This window comes from Mycobacterium sp. E796, from assembly GCF_001672815.1.
Classification (GTDB): domain Bacteria; phylum Actinomycetota; class Actinomycetes; order Mycobacteriales; family Mycobacteriaceae; genus Mycobacterium.
The window spans coordinates 1-23,569 of sequence record NZ_LZKK01000256.1 but is presented as its reverse complement, the minus strand read 5'-3'; the positions used below and the strand labels follow the sequence as shown (position 1 = coordinate 23,569).

The 23,569-nt window shown below is 67.0% G+C and carries 10 protein-coding genes; 7 read left to right on the top strand and 3 right to left on the bottom strand.

The features are described from left to right. Nucleotides 1–83: 83 nt before the first annotated feature. Entirely contained in the window at nt 84–1,448 is a 1,365-nt protein-coding gene (locus tag A5706_RS19335; protein WP_197517891.1) for a hypothetical protein, read from the bottom strand. Between the two features lie 101 nt (nt 1,449–1,549). After that, complete coding sequence (locus A5706_RS19330) at nt 1,550–3,700, bottom strand: acyltransferase family protein (RefSeq protein WP_231985357.1); 2,151 nt, start codon at nt 3,698–3,700, stop codon at nt 1,550–1,552. Nucleotides 3,701–3,951: 251 nt separating this feature from the next. On the opposite strand from A5706_RS19330, the gene A5706_RS19325 reads away from it, so the two are divergent. From A5706_RS19325 to A5706_RS19305, 5 genes are all read left to right on the top strand, one after another. Further along, the gene (locus A5706_RS19325) at nt 3,952–5,082 is read left to right on the top strand and encodes a class I SAM-dependent methyltransferase (protein WP_231985356.1); all 1,131 of its coding nucleotides are present in this window, start codon (nt 3,952–3,954) and stop codon (nt 5,080–5,082) included. Nucleotides 5,083–5,167: 85 nt separating this feature from the next. Beyond that, nucleotides 5,168–5,902 (top strand): class I SAM-dependent methyltransferase, encoded by a 735-nt coding sequence (locus A5706_RS19320; RefSeq protein ID WP_068133854.1) that lies wholly within the window; start codon nt 5,168–5,170, stop codon nt 5,900–5,902. A 39-nt stretch (nt 5,903–5,941) separates the two neighbouring features. Continuing rightward, nucleotides 5,942–7,210: a glycosyltransferase gene (locus A5706_RS19315; protein WP_068133837.1), complete on the top strand. Its 1,269-nt coding sequence runs from the start codon at nt 5,942–5,944 to the stop codon at nt 7,208–7,210. Nucleotides 7,211–7,346: 136 nt separating this feature from the next. Next, the gene (locus A5706_RS19310; RefSeq protein WP_068133835.1) at nt 7,347–8,585 is read left to right on the top strand and encodes a glycosyltransferase; all 1,239 of its coding nucleotides are present in this window, start codon (nt 7,347–7,349) and stop codon (nt 8,583–8,585) included. A 322-nt stretch (nt 8,586–8,907) separates the two neighbouring features. Continuing rightward, nucleotides 8,908–19,911, top strand: coding sequence for a type I polyketide synthase (locus A5706_RS19305; protein WP_068133831.1), 11,004 nt, complete (start codon nt 8,908–8,910; stop codon nt 19,909–19,911). A 128-nt stretch (nt 19,912–20,039) separates the two neighbouring features. Here the strand turns inward: A5706_RS19305 and A5706_RS19300 are convergent, their stop codons facing one another. Next, complete coding sequence (locus A5706_RS19300; RefSeq protein WP_082964492.1) at nt 20,040–20,906, bottom strand: class I SAM-dependent methyltransferase; 867 nt, start codon at nt 20,904–20,906, stop codon at nt 20,040–20,042. A 742-nt stretch (nt 20,907–21,648) separates the two neighbouring features. On the opposite strand from A5706_RS19300, the gene A5706_RS19295 reads away from it, so the two are divergent. Further along, nucleotides 21,649–21,879 carry an MbtH family protein gene (locus tag A5706_RS19295; protein WP_068133825.1) on the top strand — a complete coding sequence of 77 codons (231 nt, stop codon included), beginning with the start codon at nt 21,649–21,651 and terminating at the stop codon, nt 21,877–21,879. A gap of 5 nt (nt 21,880–21,884) precedes the next feature. After that, nucleotides 21,885–23,569 (top strand): condensation domain-containing protein (locus A5706_RS19290; protein WP_156767230.1); only part of this gene is annotated, 1,685 nt, incomplete at its 3' end.

Below are 23,569 nucleotides of genomic sequence, written 5' to 3'. Positions count from 1 at the left end.
GATGTGGACAACAGCCGACGCCTCCGGTTCCTCAGTGGAGGTGTGATCATACCGAGGCGCCCGCGGCACACGAGTTGAGTTCGTCAATCGATCTGGCCGCTTAGGTCGAACTCGGCGAGGGTGCGCGAGGCGAGCTCCCGCAATGCGGCCTTGGTGGTCACCGCGCCCGGTTGATAGGTGACGACGTGAATGCACACCTTTCCGAGCCCCGGCGAGCTGAAAGACAGCACCTGCAGGTGGCCGCCGGTTTCCTCCATCCACTGTCGCGTTACGTGCTGCCTGGTCCCTCGCGCCCAGGCGTAGTCGCAATGGGTGCCGTCGAGAAGGCCCACGGAGAAGCCGACGTCGCCGAGATGCGAACAAACGACCGGCAGGTCGGGGTCGTTGAGCGCGGCATCGACGCCTCGCCTCCACGTTCGCTTCGGGGTGAACGGGGTCAGCGCGGCCAGCTGCGACGCCAGATCTGGGGCGTCGCGCAGATCCCTCAGCGCCTGTTTGATGGCGGCGCGCGCCTCACGCAGATCCGTCGTCACCCGCGTCGGGTCGATCCTGACGCGGGCAAACGACACCGCGACCGCGCGCGTATCTCCCTCGGTGCGGTCGCTCTTGACGACCTGCAGGGTGACGGCGCCGTCACCGCTGCGCCGACGTCCCAGGTGTTCGGCGAGTTTTGCGGTAAACCCGGCGGCCAGCGTGTTGCTCGATCCGCCAAGGGCCTGCGCACGGGCATCCCATTGGTCCAGGTCGACGAGGATCGTGGTGCCGGGCAAGATGACGGGGTCATCGCCTCCACTGTGGGTGACGGGCCGCCCCGCCGGTGCGGCACGAGCAGCGTCGCGCCGCTGCCGACGGGCCAGCCTTGCAAACGCGACCAACGCCCGGGCCACCTCGGGTACGTCCCGGGCCGTTTGGCGGGAATCCTCGACCACGGCGCGCAGCCGCGTGCGTGAGCCTGGCGGCGGATAGCCAAGATCGCGTGTCTGGCCCAGCATCGCCTCGATCGCCGCGATGAGAAGCCCGATTCCGTCGAGCACGTAGTGCGACGCCACCAGGGTGACCGCCGTCGAGCCGTCGGTCAGAGGAAGGACGCCGAGATGCCAGCCCGGGCCCGCTTCGGGATCGACGGGTAGTTGTGAGCGTTCGTCGGCCCAGTCGCTGAGTTCCGCGCGGGGACGGGCAGCCTCGGCGATATCGATCTCCGACGGCCCCCGGTCCAAGACCCACCGATGCCGGCCGAACGGCAGCGGCGAACGCTCGATAAGCCGTCCGAGCAACCCGTGGCGGAGATTATGGTGGAAACGCCGCAGCCCGTCGAAATCGATGGCGTGCTCGTAAAGCCACACGATCTGCATGACTTCCTGTTGGCCGACGGCGCAATGCCCCGCATAAAAGCCTTGGTCCAGTAACGCAAGCCGATTGTCCGGCCGCGTCTCGGCCCGGGTCGTCACAGCACATCTGCTCCGGTGCTTCGGCAAAGTAGCTAAGAACGCACCCAAAGACTAACCCCGCAAGAGGTGCCCGGCGGATCCTCCTGAATTCCCTATTGGGGCTATCCTCGGGCGAGCGCGCGCTCGGCCAGCGCCCCGATTACCGGCGCCAGAAGCCGTGCGTACTCGATCGTCAGATGAACGTTGTCGAAGTACACGAGGTTGTTGCCGACGATTACCGGGCAACGGTCAGCGGTGCAGAACAATTCAGTGAGGTCGGCGTATTGTCCGCCCCCGGCTTTGGTGGCGGCGGCTTCGGCGGCGATGCCGGATTCGTTCACCGCTGCCGACCTCGACGGCGAGCAGGCCGTTGCGTCGTCGAGGTGCCCGGACAGGCAGACCGGCACCGACGTGAGCGGATTGGGGATCGGCCCGAGCACCAGCACCTGCGCACCGGTACCGCGGAGCTGTTGCACCAGGCGGGTCAGGCCGTCGAGCCAGGCCGGGTCGTATGACGTGAAACCTGGCTGATACCCGCGCCCGACACCGTAGCCGCGGAACATGCTCACCACGACCAGCCTCGGGTGCTCGGCCGTCAACCGGGCGAGGATCTGGGCGCGCCACTGCTCGCAGAAGGCGTTGGACACCGCGCGCCGGACGGTGTCCGCGATCGGCAAGTTCATCGGTGCGCAGCCGCCCTTGCCCAAGGTCTCCAGCCGCCAGTGCTGCTGCTCGGCGACCTGCTGGAACGCCGGACTCCACATCGTGGCATGCGAGTCGCCGAGCAGGGCCACCCTCGTGGTCGAGGCGGTGTCGCCGGAAGCGCACTCGGGTTGTCCGACCTCGGTGAGATTGCGCAGGCAGCCGCTGAGGAACACCGCCCTGAATTCGGAGCCCGCGTCGGCGAGTGGTGGGTTGAGGTTCGACGGTACGGCTTTGAGGCCGGTCGATGCCTCGACCGCGGCGTGCACTTGGGCGAACGCTTGGCGCACTGCGGTGTCGTAGGCGTCGAGGCTCGAGCCCGCGGGGGGAGGTGTTGCGGTGATCGCCAGCGTGGCGGCGGCCGGGCCGCGGCCGACGGGAACGGGCATCCACGCCAGTAGCGCCACGCCGACGGCGACCGCGGTGGCGGTGGCGGCGGCGCCGAGGGCCAGGCTGGCCATGGCCGACCGGCGAATCGGGGCGGCGAAGCGCAGCGGGTTTTCGAGGTAGCGCAGGGTGAGTGCGGCCAGCCCGGCGGAGACCAGGGCTGCTGCCAACCTGCCGGGCAGCCCGAGTGGGTGGCCCACCAGCGCGGGTGCCAGGACCAGCACCGGCCAGTGCCAGAGGTACCAGGAGTAGGACAGCCGGCCGATCGCCTGCAGCTGCGGTACGGCCAGGACGCGGCCGCATCCTTGCGTGGCTGCGGCGCAGCCGGCGCCGATGACCAGTGCGGCGCCCACGGTCGGCAGCAGCGCAGCGATGCCGGGGTAGAGGGTGTCTGGGCCCAGCCAGGTGCAGGCGAGCAGGATCAGGGCCAGCCCGGTCCATCCGGTGATCGCGGCGGCTCGTGGTGGAAGTCGGCGCCACCGGCCGGCCGTCAGGGCCACCAGACCACCGGCGGCCAATTGCCAGGCCCGGGTGGGCAGCGAAAAGAACGCGACTGGCGGCACCACGTAGGTGACCGCGAGGGACAGCGCAAACGACGAAACCCCGACCAGCACAAGGACCACCAGGTACGGCCGCCTCGAGGAGGTGGCATCGGTCTTGCCGCGCCGGCGCACGAGCCGGACGAGCCACGCCGTCCCGATGATCATCGCCGGCCACACCAGGTAGAACTGCTCCTCGACGCCCAACGACCAGTAGTGCAGGTACGGCGACGTCGCCGTCGACCCGGCGAAGTAGTCGACTTGTTGGTGAATGAATTGGTAGTTGCTGACATACAGCGCGCTGGCGATGCCGTCGCCAAGGACGATGCGGGCCTGCAAGGGCGGCAGCAGGACAACCGAGGCGATCGCGGTGATGACGCCGACCGCGGCCGATGCGGGCAACAGACGGCGCGCCCGGGCCCCGTAGAAGGTGCGAAGCCGCACCGTGCCGGTGGTGTTCGCTTCGCGCCACAGGAGTCCGGTGATGAGGAAGCCGGAGATGACGAAGAAGACGTCCACGCCGACGAACCCGCCACCCACCCCGGGGACCTCGGCGTGAAACAGAACGACGGCGATCACCGCGATGGCGCGCAAGCCCTCGATGTCGGGCCGGAATGCGGCCTTTTCCGAACGCCGAACCCGCACCCCTTCGGTAGAGGTAACGCTGTCGGCTTGGGGCAAGATCACCTACTCGCTAGGAGGGCCGGTTCTCCGAACCGAGGAATTATCACACACCTGTCCAACAGATTGGGTATGTTCGCGAATCATCACGTCGGCTCGGGCGACCGCGTCTGTTCGGGCTGTCAAGGCGAGGCGCTGAGACCGAGGCGACCACGTCAGATCCCAAGCCATTGCAGTAGGACCTAATCTCTAGCCGAGATCCTGGAGGTGAACCGGTGAGCGTAGTCGATAGTGCAACAGTGGGTAGTCCGACGCGGGATCGTACGAACCTCCATCACCTGTGGAAAGCGATTCTCGTCGGCGTCGCGTTAGGCGTGGCCGCGGCATGTTACTTCCTGCCGATTCTGCTCGTCGGACTTGGCGTACTTTTATTGTTGCTGCTGTGCGCGCGCTCGGTTTATCGGGATCGTGACCGCTACATTCCAAATCTCTATGCACGGGACATCACCGTTTACGACAACGAATATCGCGCATTTATCGCCCACACGCTTGCGGATCTGCGGCGGTCCAAGATTTCGGGCCACACCTTGCTGTGGGAAGCATCGCGCCTGCCGAAGCAATGCCCTGAGGATCGCGAGGAGCTACTGCTCGATCTAGGCGTCTGGATCGGCTGGTCGACAAGGCTGATATCTGATGCTTCCGGATGCACGGTATACGGCTTCGATACCTTTGAGGGCCTTGTCGAAGACTGGCAAGTCGACGACCAGATGGTGTTCAAGCGTGGAACCTTCTCGCTCACCGAACCACTCGCTCAACGTCTCATGCCGGATACAGGCGTGATTTTGCACGACGGGATCCCTGACGCGCTCGGTCGCAAGGTGCAGTTCATCCGGGGGAGCACCTATGAGACGTTGGCCCCGTTCTTGTCCGATCATCCAGCCGCCCTGATCCGGCTTTTCCACATGGATTTGGACACCTACGAGAGTTGTCTGCATGCGTTGGAGACATGCAAGGATCGCTTCACCGAGGGATCGATTCTCGTGTTCGACGAGTATCTGGTCACCAATGGCGAAATGCTTGCATTCTATGAATTCCAAGCGCGGTACGGGTTGGAGTGGCGCTATCGGGCCTGGGGGCTCGAGACCTGGGAGATGAATGTCGAAATGGTCACCTCACGGTGGCGGCGCTGGGTGTACTACATCATGTTGATCGCGGTCTATTGGTCCATCGGAAATGGCCAGTATGCGTGGAATTTATTCGGCAGGCGATTTTGGCGATTTTGGTTGGGCGCGCCGATGGGCGACATCTTGTTCATGCTCGGCGCTGCGGGACAGCGGAAGTCGGTCAGCCTGGAGATCACGGGTCTGGGCAAGCTCGCCCGGACCGGCCCCCAGGACAACGGGTGATTGCGCGGTCGGGCCGGGCGCACCCCTTGTCAGACACGCGTTTAATCGCAAGGATCGTCGCGTGAACTTCAACGACGGTCTCACGATGCTGGTGGACGCCCTTCCGGGGGTCAACCGGATCAAGGCGGTACAGCGGGCGCTCGAAGGGCGAGTAAAGCCCGTCTATCTGGAGATCGGCGTTTCGAAGGGCCTTGCGTTCCGTCGCATTCATGCCGACGAGAAGATCGCCGTCGACCCGGAGTTCAGGCTCTCGGCGCGCTCCCGCGAACAGGCCGATGCGAAGGCACGCGTCACCCACTACTTCGAGACGACCAGCGACGAATTCTTCGCAAACGAGGCGGCCTTCCTCGAGCAGCGCCCCATCGACGTCGCCCTGATCGACGGGATGCACACCTATGAGCAGGTGGTGCGCGACGTCGAGAACACGGTGCGCCACCTGCGGGACGATGGCGTCATTTTCCTGCACGACTGCAACCCCGCGACCGAATTGATCGGCCGCCGCGCGGCGTCGTGGGCCGACTTCGTCGCGCAGCAGAAGGGGCCACTGATCATTGGTTTGTGGAGCGGCGACGTGTGGAAGTCGATCGTTCACCTGCGCAGCACGCGCGACGACCTGCAAATCGCGGTGCTGAAGTGCGACACCGGCGTTGGTGTCGTGCGCAAAGGACCCCCAGAGTCACGACTGCCCTACTCGCCCGCCGAGGTCGACGCGCTCACCTACGCGGATCTCGCCGCCGATCGCAAGCGCTTGCTCAACCTGAAGCCGGCTCGGTCTCTCGGCCAATTGCTCGGCGAGGCAGCCGGATCTCCGCGGAAGTAAGGCGCCAACCCGCACGGAAAGTGAGGGACTAGGGCCTCGATGAAATTTGTGTTGGCCAGCTGGGGGAGCCGCGGCGACGTCGAACCCAACCTCGCCGTCGGCCGTGAGTTGCACCGCCGAGGGCATGACGTGTGCATGGCCGTCCCGCCGGACCTGGTTGGTTTTACGGAGGCGGCGGGTGTGGCGGCGGTCGGCTTCGGGCCGGAGGCACAGTCCATCCTGGACGCGCACCGCGAGTTCTGGACGTGCTTTTTCAGCCACCCGTGGAGAATCCGGGACCTGATCAGGTCGCGACTCGAAATCGCCGGGCCTCTTCTTCAGGGTTGGCAGGAGATGAGCGCGACTCTGATGTCGCTCGCGGACGGGGCCGACCTCATATTCACGGGCATCAATTTCGAGGACGCTGCCGCCAACGTGGCGCAGCATTACCGTATTCCGCTGGCCACATTGCATTACTTTCCGCTGCGGCCCAACGGCCAGGTCCTGCCATTCCTGCCCGCGCCGGTGGGTCGCTCAGCGGTGCGGGCGTTTTGGTGGGCGTCTTGGCGAGGGACGAAAAAGGCCGAGGACGCCCAGCGCCGACAACTCGGCTTACCGAAGGCAAAAACCTCCGCGCCGCGACGGATCACCGAAAACGGATCGTTGGAAATCCAGGCCTACGACGAGGCGTGCTTTCCCGGGCTGGCCGCCGAGTGGGCGCAATGGGGCCGGCAAAGACCATTTGTCGGCACCCTGACGCTCGGGTTGGCGACGGACGCCGACGACGAGGTCGCGTCCTGGATTGCCGCGGGAACGCCGCCGATCTACTTCGGGTTCGGAAGCATCCCGGTCGAATCCCCGGCCGAGACGATCGCCATGATCGGCGCGGCCTGCGCGGAGTTAGGCGAGCGGGCATTGATCGGCGCCGCCGGAACCGACTTCGGCAGGGTTGCGCACCCCGACCACGTCAAGGTCGTGGGCGCGGTGAACTTCCCGGCCGTCTTTCCCGCCTGCCGGGCGCTCGTCCACCACGGCGGCTCGAGCACCACCCCCATTGCCATGCGCGCGGGGGTCCCCCAGCTGATCCTCTATTGGGACCTCGTTCACGCCGTCTACGGGACCGCCGTCAAACGGCTGAAAGTGGGTGCCGCCCGGCGCTTTTCGAGCGCCACCCAGAAAACGCTGGTAGCCGACCTCCGCACCATTCTCGCCCCGGAATATGTCGCCCGCGCCCGCGAGATCGCCACCCGGATGACCGAACCCGCCAAAAGCGCCGCGGCCGCCGCTGACCTCCTGGAAGAATTCGCCTGCCTTAAGCGGTTGGGCTAACGGCGACTGGGCGCTGCCGGGACTATCCCGCCGACCGCGTGGTTGATTGCCTTTGCGTGAGATTAGCGAGCGGACGCCACCACCACGAAGTAAGGTCTTGCACTTGTTGCGCCCATAGAAAGCCCAAAGGAAACGCATGAAATTTGTGTTGGCGAACTGGGGAAGTCGCGGCGACATCGAGCCCTGCGTCGTGCTCGGTCGTGAGCTGCTGCGCCGCGGGCACGACGGTTGCATCGCCGTCCCGCCGGACCTCGTCGGTTTCGCCGAATCGGCCGGGCTTGATGCGGTTCCCTTCGGTCTGGATTGGTCGACCACAATGCAAGCGGTGCGTCCATTCTGGAACTCTTTTCGGCGCCGACCCTGGCGGCTCCACGAACTGATCAGTTTCGGCCGCGAAAGTTGGGGGCTCGGCGCCCGGTGCTGGGAAGAGATGAGCAGGACCGTGACGTCGGCGGCCGATGGAGCCGACGTGGTGATCGCCGGCCAGAGTATTGAGCCGGTGGTGAGCAACGTCGCCGACTATTACGACATTCCGATGGCCGCACTGCATTTCTCCCCGGCACGGCCCCGTCGCAACCACGTCATGGCGGAGGTATTCGCGTGGGAGTACTGGCTCCTGACGAAGAAGGTCGAAGAGGCCCAGCGTCGCGAACTGGGTCTGCCCAAGGCCACGGTCCCCTGGACGCGGCGAATCGCAGAACGCGGATCACTGGAACTCCAGGCCTACGACGAGGTGTGCTTTCCCGGGCTGGCAGCCGAATGGGCGAAGTGGGATGGCCAACGGCCGTTTGTCGGTGCGCTGACGCTGCAGTTGGCCACGGATGCCGACGAGGAGGTCGCGTCGTGGGTCGCTGCGGGACCACCGCCGATCTACTTCGGGTTTGGCAGCCCGGCGGTCGCATCCGCAGCCGACACGCTGGCCATGATCGAGGAGGCCTGCGCGCGGCTGGGTGAGCGTGGGTTGGTTTGCGCCGGCGGGACTGACTTCAGCGACGTTCCCCATTCCGAGCACCTCAAGGTGGTGGGAGCGGTGAACCATACGGCCATCTTCCCGGCCTGCCGCGCGGTAGTTCACCACGGCGGCGCGGGCACCACGGCCGCGGGCCTTCGCGCCGGACGCCCGACACTGATTCTCTGGAATTTGCCCGCTCAAGCGCCCTGGGCAGCGCAGGTCAAACAATTGAACGTCGGCACCGGGCGGCGCATCTCGCGCACGACCAAGGAATCGTTTATCGCGGATCTGCGAACCATTCTCGATCCGGAGTGCCTGGCCCACGCGCGCGAGCTCGCCGTGCGGATGAGCGAACCCGGCAAAAGCGCCGTGGCCGCCGCGGACCACGTGGAGGATTTCGCCCGCGTCAAGCGCGCGGGCTGAACTGGCGGCGAGCCCCGTGGCAGGCCAGTGGCGAAAACGCCTCGAAATTCAACCCATCGCTGCAGGTCAGATCCGCCGGACGGGACGAATTCTGGAGCTCTGGCTGAACCCGCCGATTAGCAACGGGCATGACGGAGGTCTCACTTACCTATTCGCGTGACAGGCGTCTCACCCAGCAAGTATGGTCAAGAACTTGTTAAACCCATGTGCAAGTAGATGGTCTGGAGACGCGGTTGAGCATCAATCCCTTCGAAGATGGCAGGGGCTGCTTTTTCGTCTTGGTTAACGACGAGGAGCAACAGCAGATGATCGGCGGTCGGAAATGACCGATCTTCGTGGCTCGCAGGGGACGGGTGAGAGCTTCGCGATAGTCGGGTATGCGGTGCGCCTTCCGGGCGCGGCCGACGCCGACGGGTTCTGGGAGGTGCTGGCCGAAGGCCGGGATGCGCTGTCGGAGGTGCCACCGGACCGCTGGGACGTCGACCGGTTCTATGACCCGGACCCCGACGCGCCCGGAAAGATCGTCAGCCGCCGGGCCGGGTTCATCGACGACGTGACGGGATTCGACGCGCCGTTCTTCGGGCTGTCCAATCGGGAGACCATGCTGATCGACCCGCAGCACCGGATCCTGCTGGAGACGGCCTGGCAGGCGGTGGAGCATTCGGGCACCGCCCCGTCGGCTCTGGCGAACACCAAGACCGGTGTGTTCATGGGCCTGGGCACCCACGACTACCTGGGCTTGATATCGGAACAACTGAGTTACGAGGAGATCGAGGCCTACGTAGCGATCGGGACGTCGTCCGCGGCGGGAGCGGGCCGGATCAGCTACGGGCTGGGGCTGCAGGGCCCGGCGGTGTCGGTCGACACGGCGTGCAGCTCGTCGTTGGTCGCCGTCCATCAGGCGTGCCAGGCGCTGCGCTTCGGGGAATGTGACCTGGCGCTGGCCGGCGGCGTGAACGTCCTGCTCAGCGCGAAGACCGCGATGACCTTCTCGCACGCGCACATGCTGGCCCCGGACGGGAAGTGCAAGACGTTCGACGCGTCCGCCGACGGCTATGTGCGCGGCGAGGGTGCCGGTGTCGTCGTGGTGAAGCGCCTCGAGGACGCCATCCGGGACGGCGACCGGATCCGGGCCGTCATCCGGGGCAGCGCGGTCAACCAGGACGGCGCGTCGGGTGGATTGACGGTGCCCAACGGCGTCGCCCAGCAGCGGGTGATCGCCGAGGCGCTGCAGTGCGCGGGTGTCGCACCCGGTGACGTGGGATACCTCGAGGCGCACGGGACCGGCACCTCGCTCGGTGATCCGATCGAAGTCCAGGCCGCCGGTGCGGCGTTGGGCAAGGGCCGCGACGCCGACCGGCCGTTGCTGATCGGGTCGGTGAAGACCAACATCGGGCACCTGGAGGCGGCCGCGGGTATCGCGGGTCTGATCAAGGTGATCCTGTCGCTCGAGCACGAGGTGCTGCCGAAGCACCTGAACTTCTCCAAGCCCTCGCCGCACATTCCCTGGGACCGGCTGCCGGTGCGGGTCGTGGACGAGCCGCTGCCCTGGAAACGCGGCGGACGGCCCCGCATCGCGGGGGTCAGCTCGTTCGGGTTCTCGGGGACGAACTCGCACATCATCATCGAGGAAGCACCCGAGCTAGCCCCGGTTGCCGCGACGCCGGCGGCTCCGTTGGACGACCGGCGGTTCAGCCTGTTGCCGCTCTCGGCGCGCAACCCGGCCGCGTTGGCGCAGCTCGCCAACGCATACGCCGATTGGCTGGCCGCCCACCCCGAGGCGTCGTTGGCCGACGTCTGCCTGACGGCCGGGGCCGGGCGCTCACACTTCGAGCACCGGGCCGCCCTGGTGGTGAATTCGACAGACGCCGCGCGCGAGCAGCTGACCGCGCTGGCCGACGATCGCCCGGCGCCGGGCCTGCTGCGCGGTGAGTGCACCGATCGGCCGAAGACGGCGTGGTTGTTCACCGGTCAGGGCAGCCAGTATGCCGGCATGGCCCGGGAGCTCTTCGAGACCGAGCCGGTGTTCGCCGAGACGATGACCCGGTGCGCGGCGGCGGTCGCCGACGTGCTCGAGAGACCGTTGCTGGATGTCATTTTCGATCCGGACGGTGACGACGCCCTGCGGCAAACCAGCTACGCCCAGCCCGCGTTGTTCGCGGTGGAGATGGGCCTGGCCCGCCTCTGGCAGTCGTGGGGCTTCGAACCGGACGTGGTGATCGGCCACAGCGTCGGCCAATACACGGCGGCCTGCGTGGCCGGCGTGTTCGGGCTCGAGGACGGAATGCTGCTGATGGCCGAGCGCGGCCGCCTGTTCGGCAGCCTGCCCGACGGCGGCCGGATGGTCGCGGTCTTCGCCGCCCCCGAGCGGGTGGAAAGCATGACCGACGAGTTCCCGAGCCTGTCCGTGGCGGCCTACAACGGCGCCAACACCGTGCTGTCGGGGCCCGTGCAGGATCTGGACCAGGCGGTGGCCGGCCTGGAAGCCGACGGTGTGCGCTGCGACTGGCTCGACACCAGCCACGCCTTCCACTCGGCACTGCTGGATCCGGTCCTCGACGAGTTCGAGTCGTACGCGAACCGGTTCGAGTTCGGCGCGCCCCAAAAGACGTTGGTGTGCAACCGAACCGGCGCGGCCCTGGGCCGAAGCGCGAAACTGGACGGCGCGTATTGGCGCCGCCATGCGCGGCAGCCGGTCGAGTTCGCCAAGAGCGTGCGCACGCTTTCCGAGCTGCACTGCACGATGCTGCTTGAGATCGGCCCGCAACCCATCCTCACCGCGGCGGCCATGCGCGCGTGGCCGGACCCGGCCACCGCGCCCCGGGCGATCGCGTCGATGCGGAAGAACATCGCCGATCACCGCCAGATCACCGAAGCCCTCGCCAACGCCTACATCGTCGGGCACCGGCCCGACTTCGCCGCTTTGGCGCCGGCGACGGCGCGCAAGCTCGACCTGCCCACCTATCCGTTCCAGCACCGCGAGTACTGGTTCCGTGAGCAGCGGGCCACGCCCACCCAGACCTCGAGCCAGGGCTCGGCCGTGCGGACCCAAGCTGTCGGGCTCCTGGAGGACGGCCGGATCGAGGAACTCGCGGCGCTGCTGGGCGGCGGGAACAGCGATCCGCAGACCGTCGATGTGCTGAGACAGCTTGCGGCAGAACACAACCAACAGCGCAACGCCCAGTCCATCGTGGACTCCCGCTACGAGATCCGCTGGGAGAAGTCCGCCACCAAGGCCTCGGGCGCCGGCGAGGGCTCCGCATGGCTGCTCGTCACCGACGACGCCGAGGCGGTCCAGCCGTTGGTCGACGCGCTGACCGCGCGCGGTCACCGCCACCAAATCGTCGGGCTGCCGGTGTCCGACGCGGACGCGGATCGGCTGCAGGGCGTGTTGCGTACCGCGGTCGCGGACGAACCGTCGCTGCGGATCCTGCATCTCGCCGCCCTCGGATCGGACACGACGCCGTCGACGCAGTCGCTGCTGCGGATGCAACACCAGATCCTGAGCGGAACGCGGCGACTCTTCCGTGCCGCGGCCGCCGCCGAACTGCGCGCGCCCATCTGGCTGATAACCCGTGGCGCACAACGGGTTACCGCGTCGGACAAGGTGTCACCGGCGCAGTCGTCCCTGTGGGGCTTCGGTCGCGCCGCCGCGCTGGAACATCCCCGACTGTGGGGCGGACTGGCGGATTTGGCCGGCGACGGCGCCGACCAGTGGTCCCTGCTCGTCGAGCAGCTGGAGGCGGCACCGGCCGGTGAAGACCAACTCGCGCTTCGGGACCAGGCGGTCTACGTTCCCCGGTTGACCCGACGCACGGGGCAGCCGGTCGCGACGCCGCTGGCGCTGCGTGACGACGCGACGTATCTGGTGACCGGCGGGCTCGGCGCGATCGGGCTGGAGGTCGCCGAGTATCTCGTCGAGCACGGCGCCCGGCATCTGGTGCTGACCAGCCGGCGCGCACCCAGCGAGGCCGCGCAACAACGCATCGACGCGATCCGCGAACAGACGGGCGCCGAAGTCCGGGTCATCACGGCCGACGTTTCCAACCCGCACGACGTCGCCCACGTCTTGGCCACCTTGCGGGCCGACCTCCCGCCGCTGGCCGGGGTCGTCCATGCCGCCGGTGAGATCAGCACCACCCCGCTGCAAGCCCTGGACGACGCCGAAGTGGATCGGGTGTTCGCCGGGAAGGTCTGGGGCGCTTGGAATTTGAGCGAAGCCACCGCCGATCTGAAGCTGGACTTCTTCCTGAGCACCTCCTCGATCGCCGGGGTGTGGGGCGCCGGCGGCCAAACGGCTTACAGCGCGGCCAACGCCTTCCTCGACGGGTTGGCCTGGCGCCTGCGTGAGCAGGGTGTGCCCGGGGTCAGCGTCAACTTCGGCCCGTGGTCGAACGCCGGCATGGCCGACGAGGCCGCCCGCGCGGAGCTCGACAAGCGCGGCGTCCAGCCCTTGGCGCCCGCTGATGCCTTGGCGGGCATGGCCGAGCTGATGGCGTCCTCGGGTGCGTCACACGGGGTGGTGGCCCGGATCGACTGGGCCAAGTTCCTGCCGCTGTACCAAATGGCGGGGAAGCGTGCGTTCTTCACGCAGTTGCAGCGCGAGGTGCCCACCGAAATGGCGGGGGCGGAACAGGCCTCTTCCTCGGGGTCCACCCAGTTGGTGGAACGGCTCACCGCCGCCCCGGTGGGGCAGCGGAAGAAGCTCGTCGTGGACTATCTGCGCGACGCCGTCGCGGAGGTGACCCGCATCGATCCCGCGGAAATCCGCGAGGAGGCCGGGCTTTTCGACCTCGGCATGGACTCGCTGATGGCCGTCGAACTGCGCCGCCGGCTCGAGCGAGCGGTGGGCGCGGAGCTGCCGTCGACCCTGGCGATGGACTACCCGCGCATCACCGACGTCGCGAATTTCCTGGTCAACGACGTACTCAGCCTGGACGCCCCGGCGCCGGCGACCGCGGCGGCTCAGCCTTCGCCGGCCGCGGCCGCGGTGACGGCGCGCACCGACGAGCCGATCGCGATCGTCGCGGTGGCCTGCCGCTTCCCGGGCGCGCCGGATCCCGAGGCGTACTGGGACTTGCTGTCCGGCGGTGTCGACGCGATCCGGGAGATCCCGGACGACCGCTTCGACGTCGACGAGTACTACGACCCGGACCCCGAGGCGCCGGGCAAGATCTACACCCGCTACGGCGGATACCTGGAAAGCATCGACGGATTCGACCCGGAATTCTTCGGGATCTCCCCGCGCGAGGCCGTGTGGATGGATCCGCAGCAACGGTTGATGCTCGAGATCGCGTGGGAGGGCCTGGAGCGTGCCGGGTACGCGCCCGCGGGGTTGCGCGGCAGTCGAACCGGCGTGTTCGTGGGCGTGGCCGCCAACGAGTATTCGCAGCTGCTGAACGCGAACTCGGTCGACACCATCGAGGCCCACTTCATCACCGGCAACGCGCTCAATGTCATCGCGGGCCGGGTCGCGTTCGCGCTCGGGCTGGAGGGGCCGGCGATGGCGGTGGACACCGCGTGCAGCGCCTCGCTGGTGGCGGTGCATCAGGCCTGCCAGGCCCTGCATTCCGGTGACTGCGACATGGCGCTGGCCGGCGGGGTGAATGTGTTGGTGAGCCCGGCGTCCATCGTCGCCACCTCGCGCGCCAGAATGCTTGCCGCCGACGGCCGTTGCAAGACGTTCGACGCGGCCGCGAACGGCTACGCGCGCAGCGAAGGCTGCGGGATCCTGGTGCTCAAGCGGCTGAGCGACGCCGAGCGCGACGGCGACCAGATTTGTGCCGTCATCCGGGGCAGCGCGGTCAACCAGGACGGCGCGTCCAGCGGTCTGACGGTGCCGAACGGCGGTGCGCAGCAACGGCTTATCGCCGCGACGCTGGCGCGTGCCGGTGTCGAGGGCCACGACGTCGACTACCTCGAGGCGCACGGCACGGGCACCTCGCTCGGCGACCCGATCGAGGTCCAGGCGGCCGCGGCCGTCTACGGCGCCGGCCGCGACCCGAACCGACCGCTGCTGATCGGATCGGCGAAGACCAACATCGGCCACCTCGAATCGGCGGCCGGGATTGCCGGCCTGATCAAGGTCGTGTTGTCGCTGCAGCACGAAGTCCTGCCGCAGAACCTGCACTTCGAGAACCCGTCGCCGAACATTCCGTGGGACTCGCTGCCGGTGCGGGTGGTGGACAAGCCGCTGCCGTGGCATGCCAACGGCCGGCCGCGCCGCGCCGGGACGAGTTCCTTCGGGTTCTCCGGCACCAACGCGCACGTCCTCATCGAGGAGGCGCCGCCGAAATCCGAAGTCCCCGAGTTACCTTCGGCGCCCGACGTCACCGCGGCGGCCGAGCGGGCCGCCGGACACGAACCGGTCGGCGTGCTGCCCCTGTCGGCGCGGTCACCGCAGGCGCTGGTGTCGTTGGCGCAGCGGTACGGGGCCTGGCTGGAGGAGCACCCCGAGGCCGATATCACCGACGTGTGCTACACGGCCGCGGTGGGGCGTTCGCATTTCGAGCACCGGGCCGCGCTGGTGGTGGACTCGGTTCAGGCAGCCCGCGATCTGCTGGCCGGGCTGGCCGAGAACCGGCTGGGACCGGGTGCGGTGCGCGGCGAGTGCGGTGACCCGCCGAAGACGGCGTGGCTGTTCACCGGGCAGGGCAGCCAGTACCCGGGGATGGCGCGCGAGTTGTTCGACACCGAGCCGGTTTTCGCCGACACCGTGAGGCAATGCGCCGAGGCGATCGACGGGATGCTGCCGCGCCCGTTGCTCGAGGTGATGTTCGACGAAGACGCGGGAGACACCCTGCGGCACACTTCTTTCGCCCAGCCGGCGCTGTTCGCGGTCGAGATGGGCCTCGCGCGGCTGTGGCAGTCCTGGGGCATCGAGCCCGACGTGGTGCTGGGCCACAGCGTGGGCCAGTACGCGGCGGCCTGCGTGGCCGGCGTGTTCAGCCTCGAGGACGGGGCCCGGCTGATGGCCGAGCGCGGCCGGCTGTTCGGGAACCTGCCCGAGGGCGGCCGGATGGTGGCGGTCTTCGCCGACGCCCAGCAGGTGGAGCGCATCGCCGACGAATTCCCGCACATCTCGGTCGCCGCTTACAACGGCCCCAATACCGTGCTGTCGGGTCCGGCGGGCGATCTGGAACAGATCGTCGCCAGGCTCAGCGGTGATGGCACCCGCTGCACCTGGCTGGAAACCAGTCACGCCTTCCACTCGGAGTTGCTGGAGCCGGCCCTCGACGAATTCGAGTCGTTCGCAAACGGTTTCGAGTTCGCCGTTCCGACCCTGCCCCTGGTTTGCAACCGCACCGGCGCGGTGATCACCGCGGAGACCCCGCTGGACGCACAGTATTGGCGGCGGCACTCCCGCCAGCCGGTGCAGTTCGCCGAAAGCGTGCAAACCGTGGCGGCGCTGGGCTGCTCGGTGCTGATGGAGATCGGACCGCAACCGGTCCTGACCGGGGCCGCGGTGCAGGCGTGGCCGGAATCCTCGGCCACCCCGCGTTCCATCGTGTCGCTGCGCAAGGGCGTCGACGCCTGGCAGCAGATGGCGGAAGCGCTGGCCGCGGTGTATGTGGCGGGCCACCGGCCCGATTTCGCCGCGTTTTACCACCGGCCGCATCACACGGTCGAGTTGCCCACCTATCCGTTCCAGCGCCGTCGTTTCTGGCCCAAGACCGCGGACGTCGCGATCGACGGCGCCGTCGCATCCGGAATCCTGGGTAGCGCAAAGGATCTCGCTTCCGGCGACTCGGTCTACACCAGCAGGTGGTCCGTCAAGTCGCAGCCGTGGCTTTCCGATCACGTCATCTACGGCACCGTCGTCGTTCCGGGCGCGACGTACGCGGCGATGGCCATCGCCGCGGTCGGGGCGCCCGCCCAGGTGCGCGACGTCTTCTTCTACGAACCGATCATCCTGCCGGACAAGAACTCCCGGGAGGTGCAACTGACCGTGCATCCCCTCGAGGACGGGAGCGGCTGGACCTTCCAGGTGCACAGCCGCCCGTACGGGGACCGCGACGCCGAGTGGGCGTTGAACGCCGACGGTCGGATCGTCGGTGGCGACGGTGACGCTGCGGACGAGCCCGCGCTGGAGCCGACGGAATCGATCGACGCCGCGTGCGAGCGGCTGGGGCGTACGCGCCCGCAGCAGCTGTTCGACACCTTCGCCGACATGGAGCTGACCTGGGGTCCGACCTGGTCCACGTCGCTCAAATCGCTGTGGGCCGGTGACGGCGAGGCGGTCGGCGACATCGCGATCGGCGAGGAGCTTGCCGAGCAGCTCGGTAGCGAGCCGATCCACCCGGTGCTGCTCGACCTGTGCACGGGAATCGCCTTCCCGGCCTTGGAGGCCGCGCTCTCGGCGACCGATGAAGGCCAGGCCCTGAGCGATCTGTTCCTGCCGCTGCGGTATGGGCGGGTGGTGCTGCACGACAAGATGCCACGACGGTTCTACTGCCGCGCGCGGTGGCAGAACGGCGGCCTGGACAGCGAAACGCAGGCCTTCGACCTCGACTTCGTGGATCGCGACGGTCGCCAGCTGGGCGAGATTCGCGACTTCACGGTCAAACGCGCGCCGCGGGAGGCGCTGCTGCGCGGGCTCGGCGGCGATGCCACCCGCAACCTGTACACCCTCGGCTGGGAGGAAGTGCCCGCGCCGGCGTCGGGCGGCGCCGACAAGAGCGGCGACGGCACCTGGCTGATCGCCGGGTTCGACGGGCTGGCGGCCGAGGTGCCGGGCGCAGTCTCGGTGGACCGTGCGGTCGATCCCGAGCACTGGAGGCGGCTGCTCGATGAGGCGCAGGAGCGCGGTGCCCCCGTTTCCGGCGTCGTCTGGCGCAGCCCCGGACGGCCCGAGACGGAAGAAACCGGCCCCGAATTCGCCACGCGGCTCGAGACCGAGATCGACGAGCTGCTCACGGTGGTGCGCACGCTGCTCGCGCAGCAAGATCTGAAGCTCACCGGCGGACTGTGGATCGTCACCGAACGCGCGGTGGCGACCGAGTCCGGTGAGCCGGTGGACTCGGCGCAGTCGGCGCTGTGGGGCTTCGGGCGCACCGTGCTCACCGAGCAGCCGAGCCTGCGCTGCCGGCTGGTCGACAGCGACGGCGCCGACGACGCGGTGCGTTCGCTGGCGGGCCTGCTCGGCACACCGGCCGAGGAGCCCGAACTCGCTTTGCGACAAGGCAAGTACTTCGTGCCGCGGCTGCTGCCCTGGGCGCGCGACGGTCATCTCGAGGTGCCGCGATCGAGCGATTACCTCCTGGATGTGACCGAGCGCGGCGCGATCGACAACCTTCGTCTGTCCGAGATCCATGTCCCGCCGCCGGGCGCCGGTGAGGTGCAGATCCGGGTGGAGGCCGCCGGCCTCAACTTCCGGGATGTGCTCAACGTGCTCGGCCTGTATCCGGGCGATCCGGGACGGATCGGCGGCGGTGACCTCTCCGGCGTCGTCACCGAGTTGGGTTCCGGCGTGACCGGTTTCGAAGTCGGCCAGCGCGTCTTCGGCTTCATGCCGGGGTCGTTCACCACCCGGGTCAACGTGCCGGCCCAGTTCCTGGCGGCGGTGCCGAACGGGGTGAGTGCCGTGGGAGCGGCGACCATCCCCGCCGGGGCGCTGACCACCCGGCTGGCGTTCGACTGGGCGCAGGTCGGGCCCGGTGATCGGGTGCTGATCCACGCCGCCAGTGGTGGCGTCGGTCTGGCCGCGATCCAGATAGCCCAGCAACGCGGTGCGACCGTGTTCGCCACCGCCAGCGCCTACAAGCGCGCGACGCTGCGCAAGATGGGCGTGCAGCACATCTACGACTCGCGCAGCACGGACTTCGCGGACCAGATCCTGGCCGACACCGGCGGTGCCGGGGTCGACGTGGTTCTCAACAGCCTCACGAACGAGGGTTTCATCGAAGCGACCGTGCGGGCGACCGCGCAGGGCGGCCGGTTCGCCGAGATCGCCAAGCGTGACATCTGGACGCGCGAGCAGATGGCGGCGGCCCGTCCCGACATCGCCTACGAGATCATCGCGCTGGACTGGTGCATCGAAAACGAACCCGAGCGGACCGGGAACTTGCTGGCCGAAGTGGCGGACAGCATGGCCGCCGGCGAACTGGCGCCGCTCGCGGCCGAGGTCTACCCGGTGACGGAGGCCAAGACCGCGTTCCGGCGCATGCAGCAGGCCCGGCACATCGGCAAGATCGTGCTGCAGATGCCGCAACCGCTGCAGCCGCGCGGGGACCGCAGCTACCTGATCACCGGTGGCGTCGGTGCGCTCGGCCTGCACACGGCGGCCCATCTGGCCCAGCTCGGCGCCGGTGACATCGTGTTGACCAGCCGTCGCGCACCGGATGCGGACGCACAGCTGGCCATCGACGACATCACCGAGCGCTACCGGAGCCGGATCCACGTCTTCACGGCCGACGTCGGCGACGAGCCGGAGGTCGAACAGCTGCTGGAGCGGATCCGGGCGGAGTTGCCGCCGCTCGCGGGGGTGGCGCACCTGGCGGGCGTCCTCGAGGACGCGCTGCTGCCACAGCAGACCCTCGAAGGGTTCCGCAAGGCGCTGGCGCCCAAGGCCTTCGGCGCCTGCCACCTGCACCGGCTCACGAAGGACGACGATCTCGACTTCTTCATCGTCTACTCGTCGGCCTCCAGCGTGATCGGTTCACCGGGTCAGGCCAACTACGCGACCGCCAACGCGCTGCTCGACGGGCTCGTTGCCGAGCGCAGGGCCCAAGGCCTGCCGGCGACGGCGATCAACTGGGGCCCGTGGGCCAAGGGCGGCATGGCCACCTCGCACGCCGCGCGCGCCAACCTCAGCGCGCAAGGCCTGATTCCGCTGGAACCCTCGGCCGCGCTCACCGCGCTCGACGAGATCCTCGCCCACGGAACCGGGCAGGCGACCGTCATCAAGGCCAATTGGCAGCGCGCCGCGAAGGGGCTGGGCGCCTCTCGCCCGGCGATGCTCGACCATGTGCTGCCGAGCGCTGTCACGGCGACCCGCGGCGACAGCGAGTTGTTGCGGCAACTGCACGAGGTGCCCGAGGCGGAGCGCGGCAGCTTCCTGACCGAATACCTGCGCTACGAGGTCCAGAATTTCCTGAGGCTCGCGCAACCGCCGGCCGCAACCAGCCGGTTCCTGGAACTGGGCACCGACTCGCTGATGGCGGTCGAATTCAGCAACCGGTTGCTTCCGCAGTTCGGGGGCGCGTTCACGATCAGCGCCACAGCGGTGTTCGACTATCCGACCATCGGGTCGCTGGCCGAGTACCTGGCCGGTCAGGTGCCGGAATCGGATAAGGCGGATTCGGTCGGATTGGCCGAGCCCACGTAATAAGCGGCTGCATCCGCGCGGGTGGCGGTCCGACCAGGGATGCCGATAAGTGGGCGACCAGAGGTCGGCCTCGGCGACCGTGAAAATCTCACCGTCGACGAGCTGCCAGCGGCGTATCGGTCTCGACGCTAGGCGGCTTCGGCACGCAGTTGAGATCGGAGTATCCGGTACTCCAGCAAACCGGCCCGCATCTGTTCGTAGATGGCAGAGCCGGGCAGGGCAAGGAAGTTGGCGACGCGGGCATTTCCGTCGCCATAAACCTGAGCCCACGTGTCGCTTGCCTGATCGCGCGAGGCCAGCACGTTACCGGTAATGTCCCGGTCGCTTTCGGTGACGAAGCCCGAGCGTTTCAGACGCATCCTCACCTGGTCCCAGTCCTCGGGGCTCAAGAAGTCGGTATGTAAGAACCATCCTCCGGGCCGGCAAATCCGGCGAACTTCGCTGAGGAATTTCGGCAGATTGCCATATGAATGTGAGGACTCCACGTTGACGACGGCATCGCACGACGCATCCGGCAGCGGAATATTCAATGCATCGCCGACGCGGAAGTCTATCGGACGCTTCACGTGCGTTTTGCTGCAGAATGCGATCGCTTCCGAGGACATGTCGATGCCGATCACTTGGGCGCTGAACTTCTCCGCGATAAGTGCGGCGTTGCCGCCGCGGCCACAGCCTATTTCAACGACTGTCCGGTCATTGAGGTCAACCGATCCGATGACTTCGAACACCAACCGGACCGAGTTGGCGTTGAAAGTTCCCGGACGGATGTCGAAAGCAGATTCGTCGTTGGAACCCAGCGACGCGTACCCGTAATTCAGGAAAAACGATGAATCGGCGACCCCGGCCTCTTCCAAGCGGCGGCTGAGCAAATTGTAAAAGCTTTTCCACCCGCCGGCGGTCGTGGAAAGTAGGTCGTCAGCAAGGTGCTCCGACATTGCGACGGGTGAATTATCCTTCGTTCCAACCTGCACCGAAGGTTCGCTATGGCTGTCCATTTTTGTCGCCTCAACCAGATTTGCTTTGACCCATGATCGGTAACATGGTGTCTTTATTGTGGATAAATTGACTTGGAATACACCGGTTCAACGTGCCGCCCAAATCACGTTGCATGCTACACGACCGGCTCACGTCGGGTAGCGGCTCAACCTTTGCGCGTTAGGCGTCATGAATTTTTTTCTTGTTGTTCCGATGCCTCCGCGTCGGCGCAATCCGGAGCAGCAAGTGACCGATGGGCAGCAGCGGTATCGAGGTGTGCTGTCTCGAAGATGTCGGCTCGGCGCCCCGCACCGCCGAATGCGCGTGCCCGGGGAAAGCGGGACACCGCGGCGCTCGAGGATGTGTTCTCGAGCGAGAGGGAGTAGTTCGGAAGGCTGCGCGAGTCACCGCGGGGTGACGGCTCCACAATTTCCGGCGCCTATTACATATGCGTTGCCGGACGGCGATTGAAGACCTCGGCCGTCGTCCGTCCTGGCCTACCGCGATCTTCCTGCATGTTCTGGCCGCCCCCGTCCGGCCCGGGAGTGTTGTCGACGGCTGAAGCCGCCGATCCGCAAACCACGGGTAGGGGTGCGCAGGGCGAACCATACCAATAGTTCGCCTAACCAACCTGCTGGATGCGATGGAGCCAGTAGATCCCGGCCACCTCAAAATCTCGGAAGGCTTAGACAATCTCTGTGGGGCTCCAGTATGGTTTAGAACTTGTTATACCTCTGTCCAGTTAGACCGTCTGGAGACGCGGTGAGCATTAATCCGTTCGACGACGACAACGGCAGCTTTTTCGTCTTGGTTAACGACGAGGAACAGCACAGCCTGTGGCCGGCCTTCGCCGATGTGCCGGCCGGCTGGCGAGTCGTGTATGGCGAAGCGGACCGCGCCGCGTGTCTGGACTACATCGAACAGAACTGGACAGACATACGGCCGAAGACGTTGCGAGAAAGGCTGGCAGCAGGACAGGGGCTTGATAGGTAATCCGGATGGAACTTGATGACCGGGCCCTCCCGTTGACGCGGGGGCAGCTGGACATTTGGCTTGCGCAGGAAACTGGTCGCTCTGACACAGAGTGGCAGCTCGGCGTGCTTGTCCGATTCGACGGCACGGTGAACCGTGAGTTGCTGGAGCGGGCGATCTGTCAAGTGATGCGAGAGGCCGAGCCGGCGCGGGCCGCCATCTTCGAGGCTGACGGTCAGGTTTTCCAACGGGCGCTCGACTACCCGAATGTCGAGGTGGCTTTTCACGACCTAAGCAACTCGCGCCATCCCGTTCAAGAAGCCCGTCAAATGGCATTATCGATCCAACGCACGCCAATGCCGTGGGCCGGTCCGCTGTTCAGGTTTGCATTATTTCAAACATGGGTCGATGAGTTCTATTTATTCGGCTGCTTTCACCATATTATCATCGACGGGTCCGGAATCACCCTTCTTGCCAACCGAATTGCAACCGTCTACGCTGCCATTGTTTCCGGCGCGCCCATTCCGCCCGCCTTTTTCGGCTCGCTGCAGGACTTGGTCCGCTACGAGTCGGAATACGAAGCATCTACCGATTACGCGGAAGATCGTGACTATTGGACGGGGAACCTTCCGCCGGAAAGCGCACCGCATAATCGATTGCCTCGAGTCGCCGAGAAAGGTGATTCGGCTCAACCATCGGCACCGGTTCGATTGGACCCCGTGGTTCTTCGACGAGTTCAAGAGTTATCCGACGAGTGGAACGTACCTCGGTCATCGATAATCACCACGGCGTGCGCGATTTTGGTGCGCAGCTGGTCCACCGAGGGCTCAGAGGTGGTGCTCGACTTTCCGGTCAGCAGGCGAGTGCGGCCGGAATCCAAGACGCTCCCCGGCATGGTCTCCGGAGTGGTGCCGCTCGTGTTGAGGCTCGCGCCGGGCGCTACGGTCGCAGGCTTGTGTGAACACGTTGACGCGCGGATACGGGAAGCGTTGCAGCATCAGCGGTTCCCGGTGCACGCGCTTGAGCGCAGAGCGCATAACCGCGGCCCTGAGCACTCAACCGACAGGGTGAGCGTCAATTTCATGCCGTCGAAAATGACGATGGACTTCGCTGGCGTAGAGGCATCCGCGTCATTCACCAATCCTGGCCAGGTGGGCGATTTTGCCTTGGTCTTCTCGGGCGCGGGTGACCAGCTGTTTCTCAGCACGGCGGGCGGCGGGGGGCCATTTCCGAATTTCGACGTCTCCGATCTAGCGAGACGGTTAGAGCGGCTGCTGGCGGCGATGACCGCAGACCCGGCGTGTCTGCTGTCGTCGATCGGCGTGCTGGACGACGCCGAGCGTATCCGGTTGGGGGAATGGGGCAACGGGGCGGCGTTGATCGAGGCGGTGGATCCGCCGGTGTCGATTGCGGCGGCGTTCGCCGCGCAGGTGGCGCGTACGCCGGAGGCGGCGGCGGTGACCTTCGAGGGCCACTCGATGACCTATCGCGAGCTTGATGAGGCGGCGAATCGGTTGGCGGGCCTGTTGGCCGGTGGGGGTGTGGGGCCGGGTGCGCGCGTGGTGTTGCTGTTGCCCCGTTCGGCCGAGGCGATCGTGGCGATGGTGGCGGTGGTGAGGACCGGGGCGGCGTATGTGCCGATCGATCCGGCGGTGCCGGAGGCCCGGATGCAGTTCGTGCTCGGCGACGCCGCGCCGGTCGCGGCGATCAC

Coding starts and splice junctions, on each gene's coding strand:
- A5706_RS19320 (WP_068133854.1), top strand. CDS start 5,168: ATGCTGGTGGACGCCCTTCCGGGGGTCAACCGGATCAAGGCGGTACAG.
- A5706_RS19315 (WP_068133837.1), top strand. CDS start 5,942: ATGAAATTTGTGTTGGCCAGCTGGGGGAGCCGCGGCGACGTCGAACCC.
- A5706_RS19310 (WP_068133835.1), top strand. CDS start 7,347: ATGAAATTTGTGTTGGCGAACTGGGGAAGTCGCGGCGACATCGAGCCC.
- A5706_RS19305 (WP_068133831.1), top strand. CDS start 8,908: ATGACCGATCTTCGTGGCTCGCAGGGGACGGGTGAGAGCTTCGCGATA.
- A5706_RS19300 (WP_082964492.1), bottom strand. CDS start 20,906: ATGGACAGCCATAGCGAACCTTCGGTGCAGGTTGGAACGAAGGATAAT.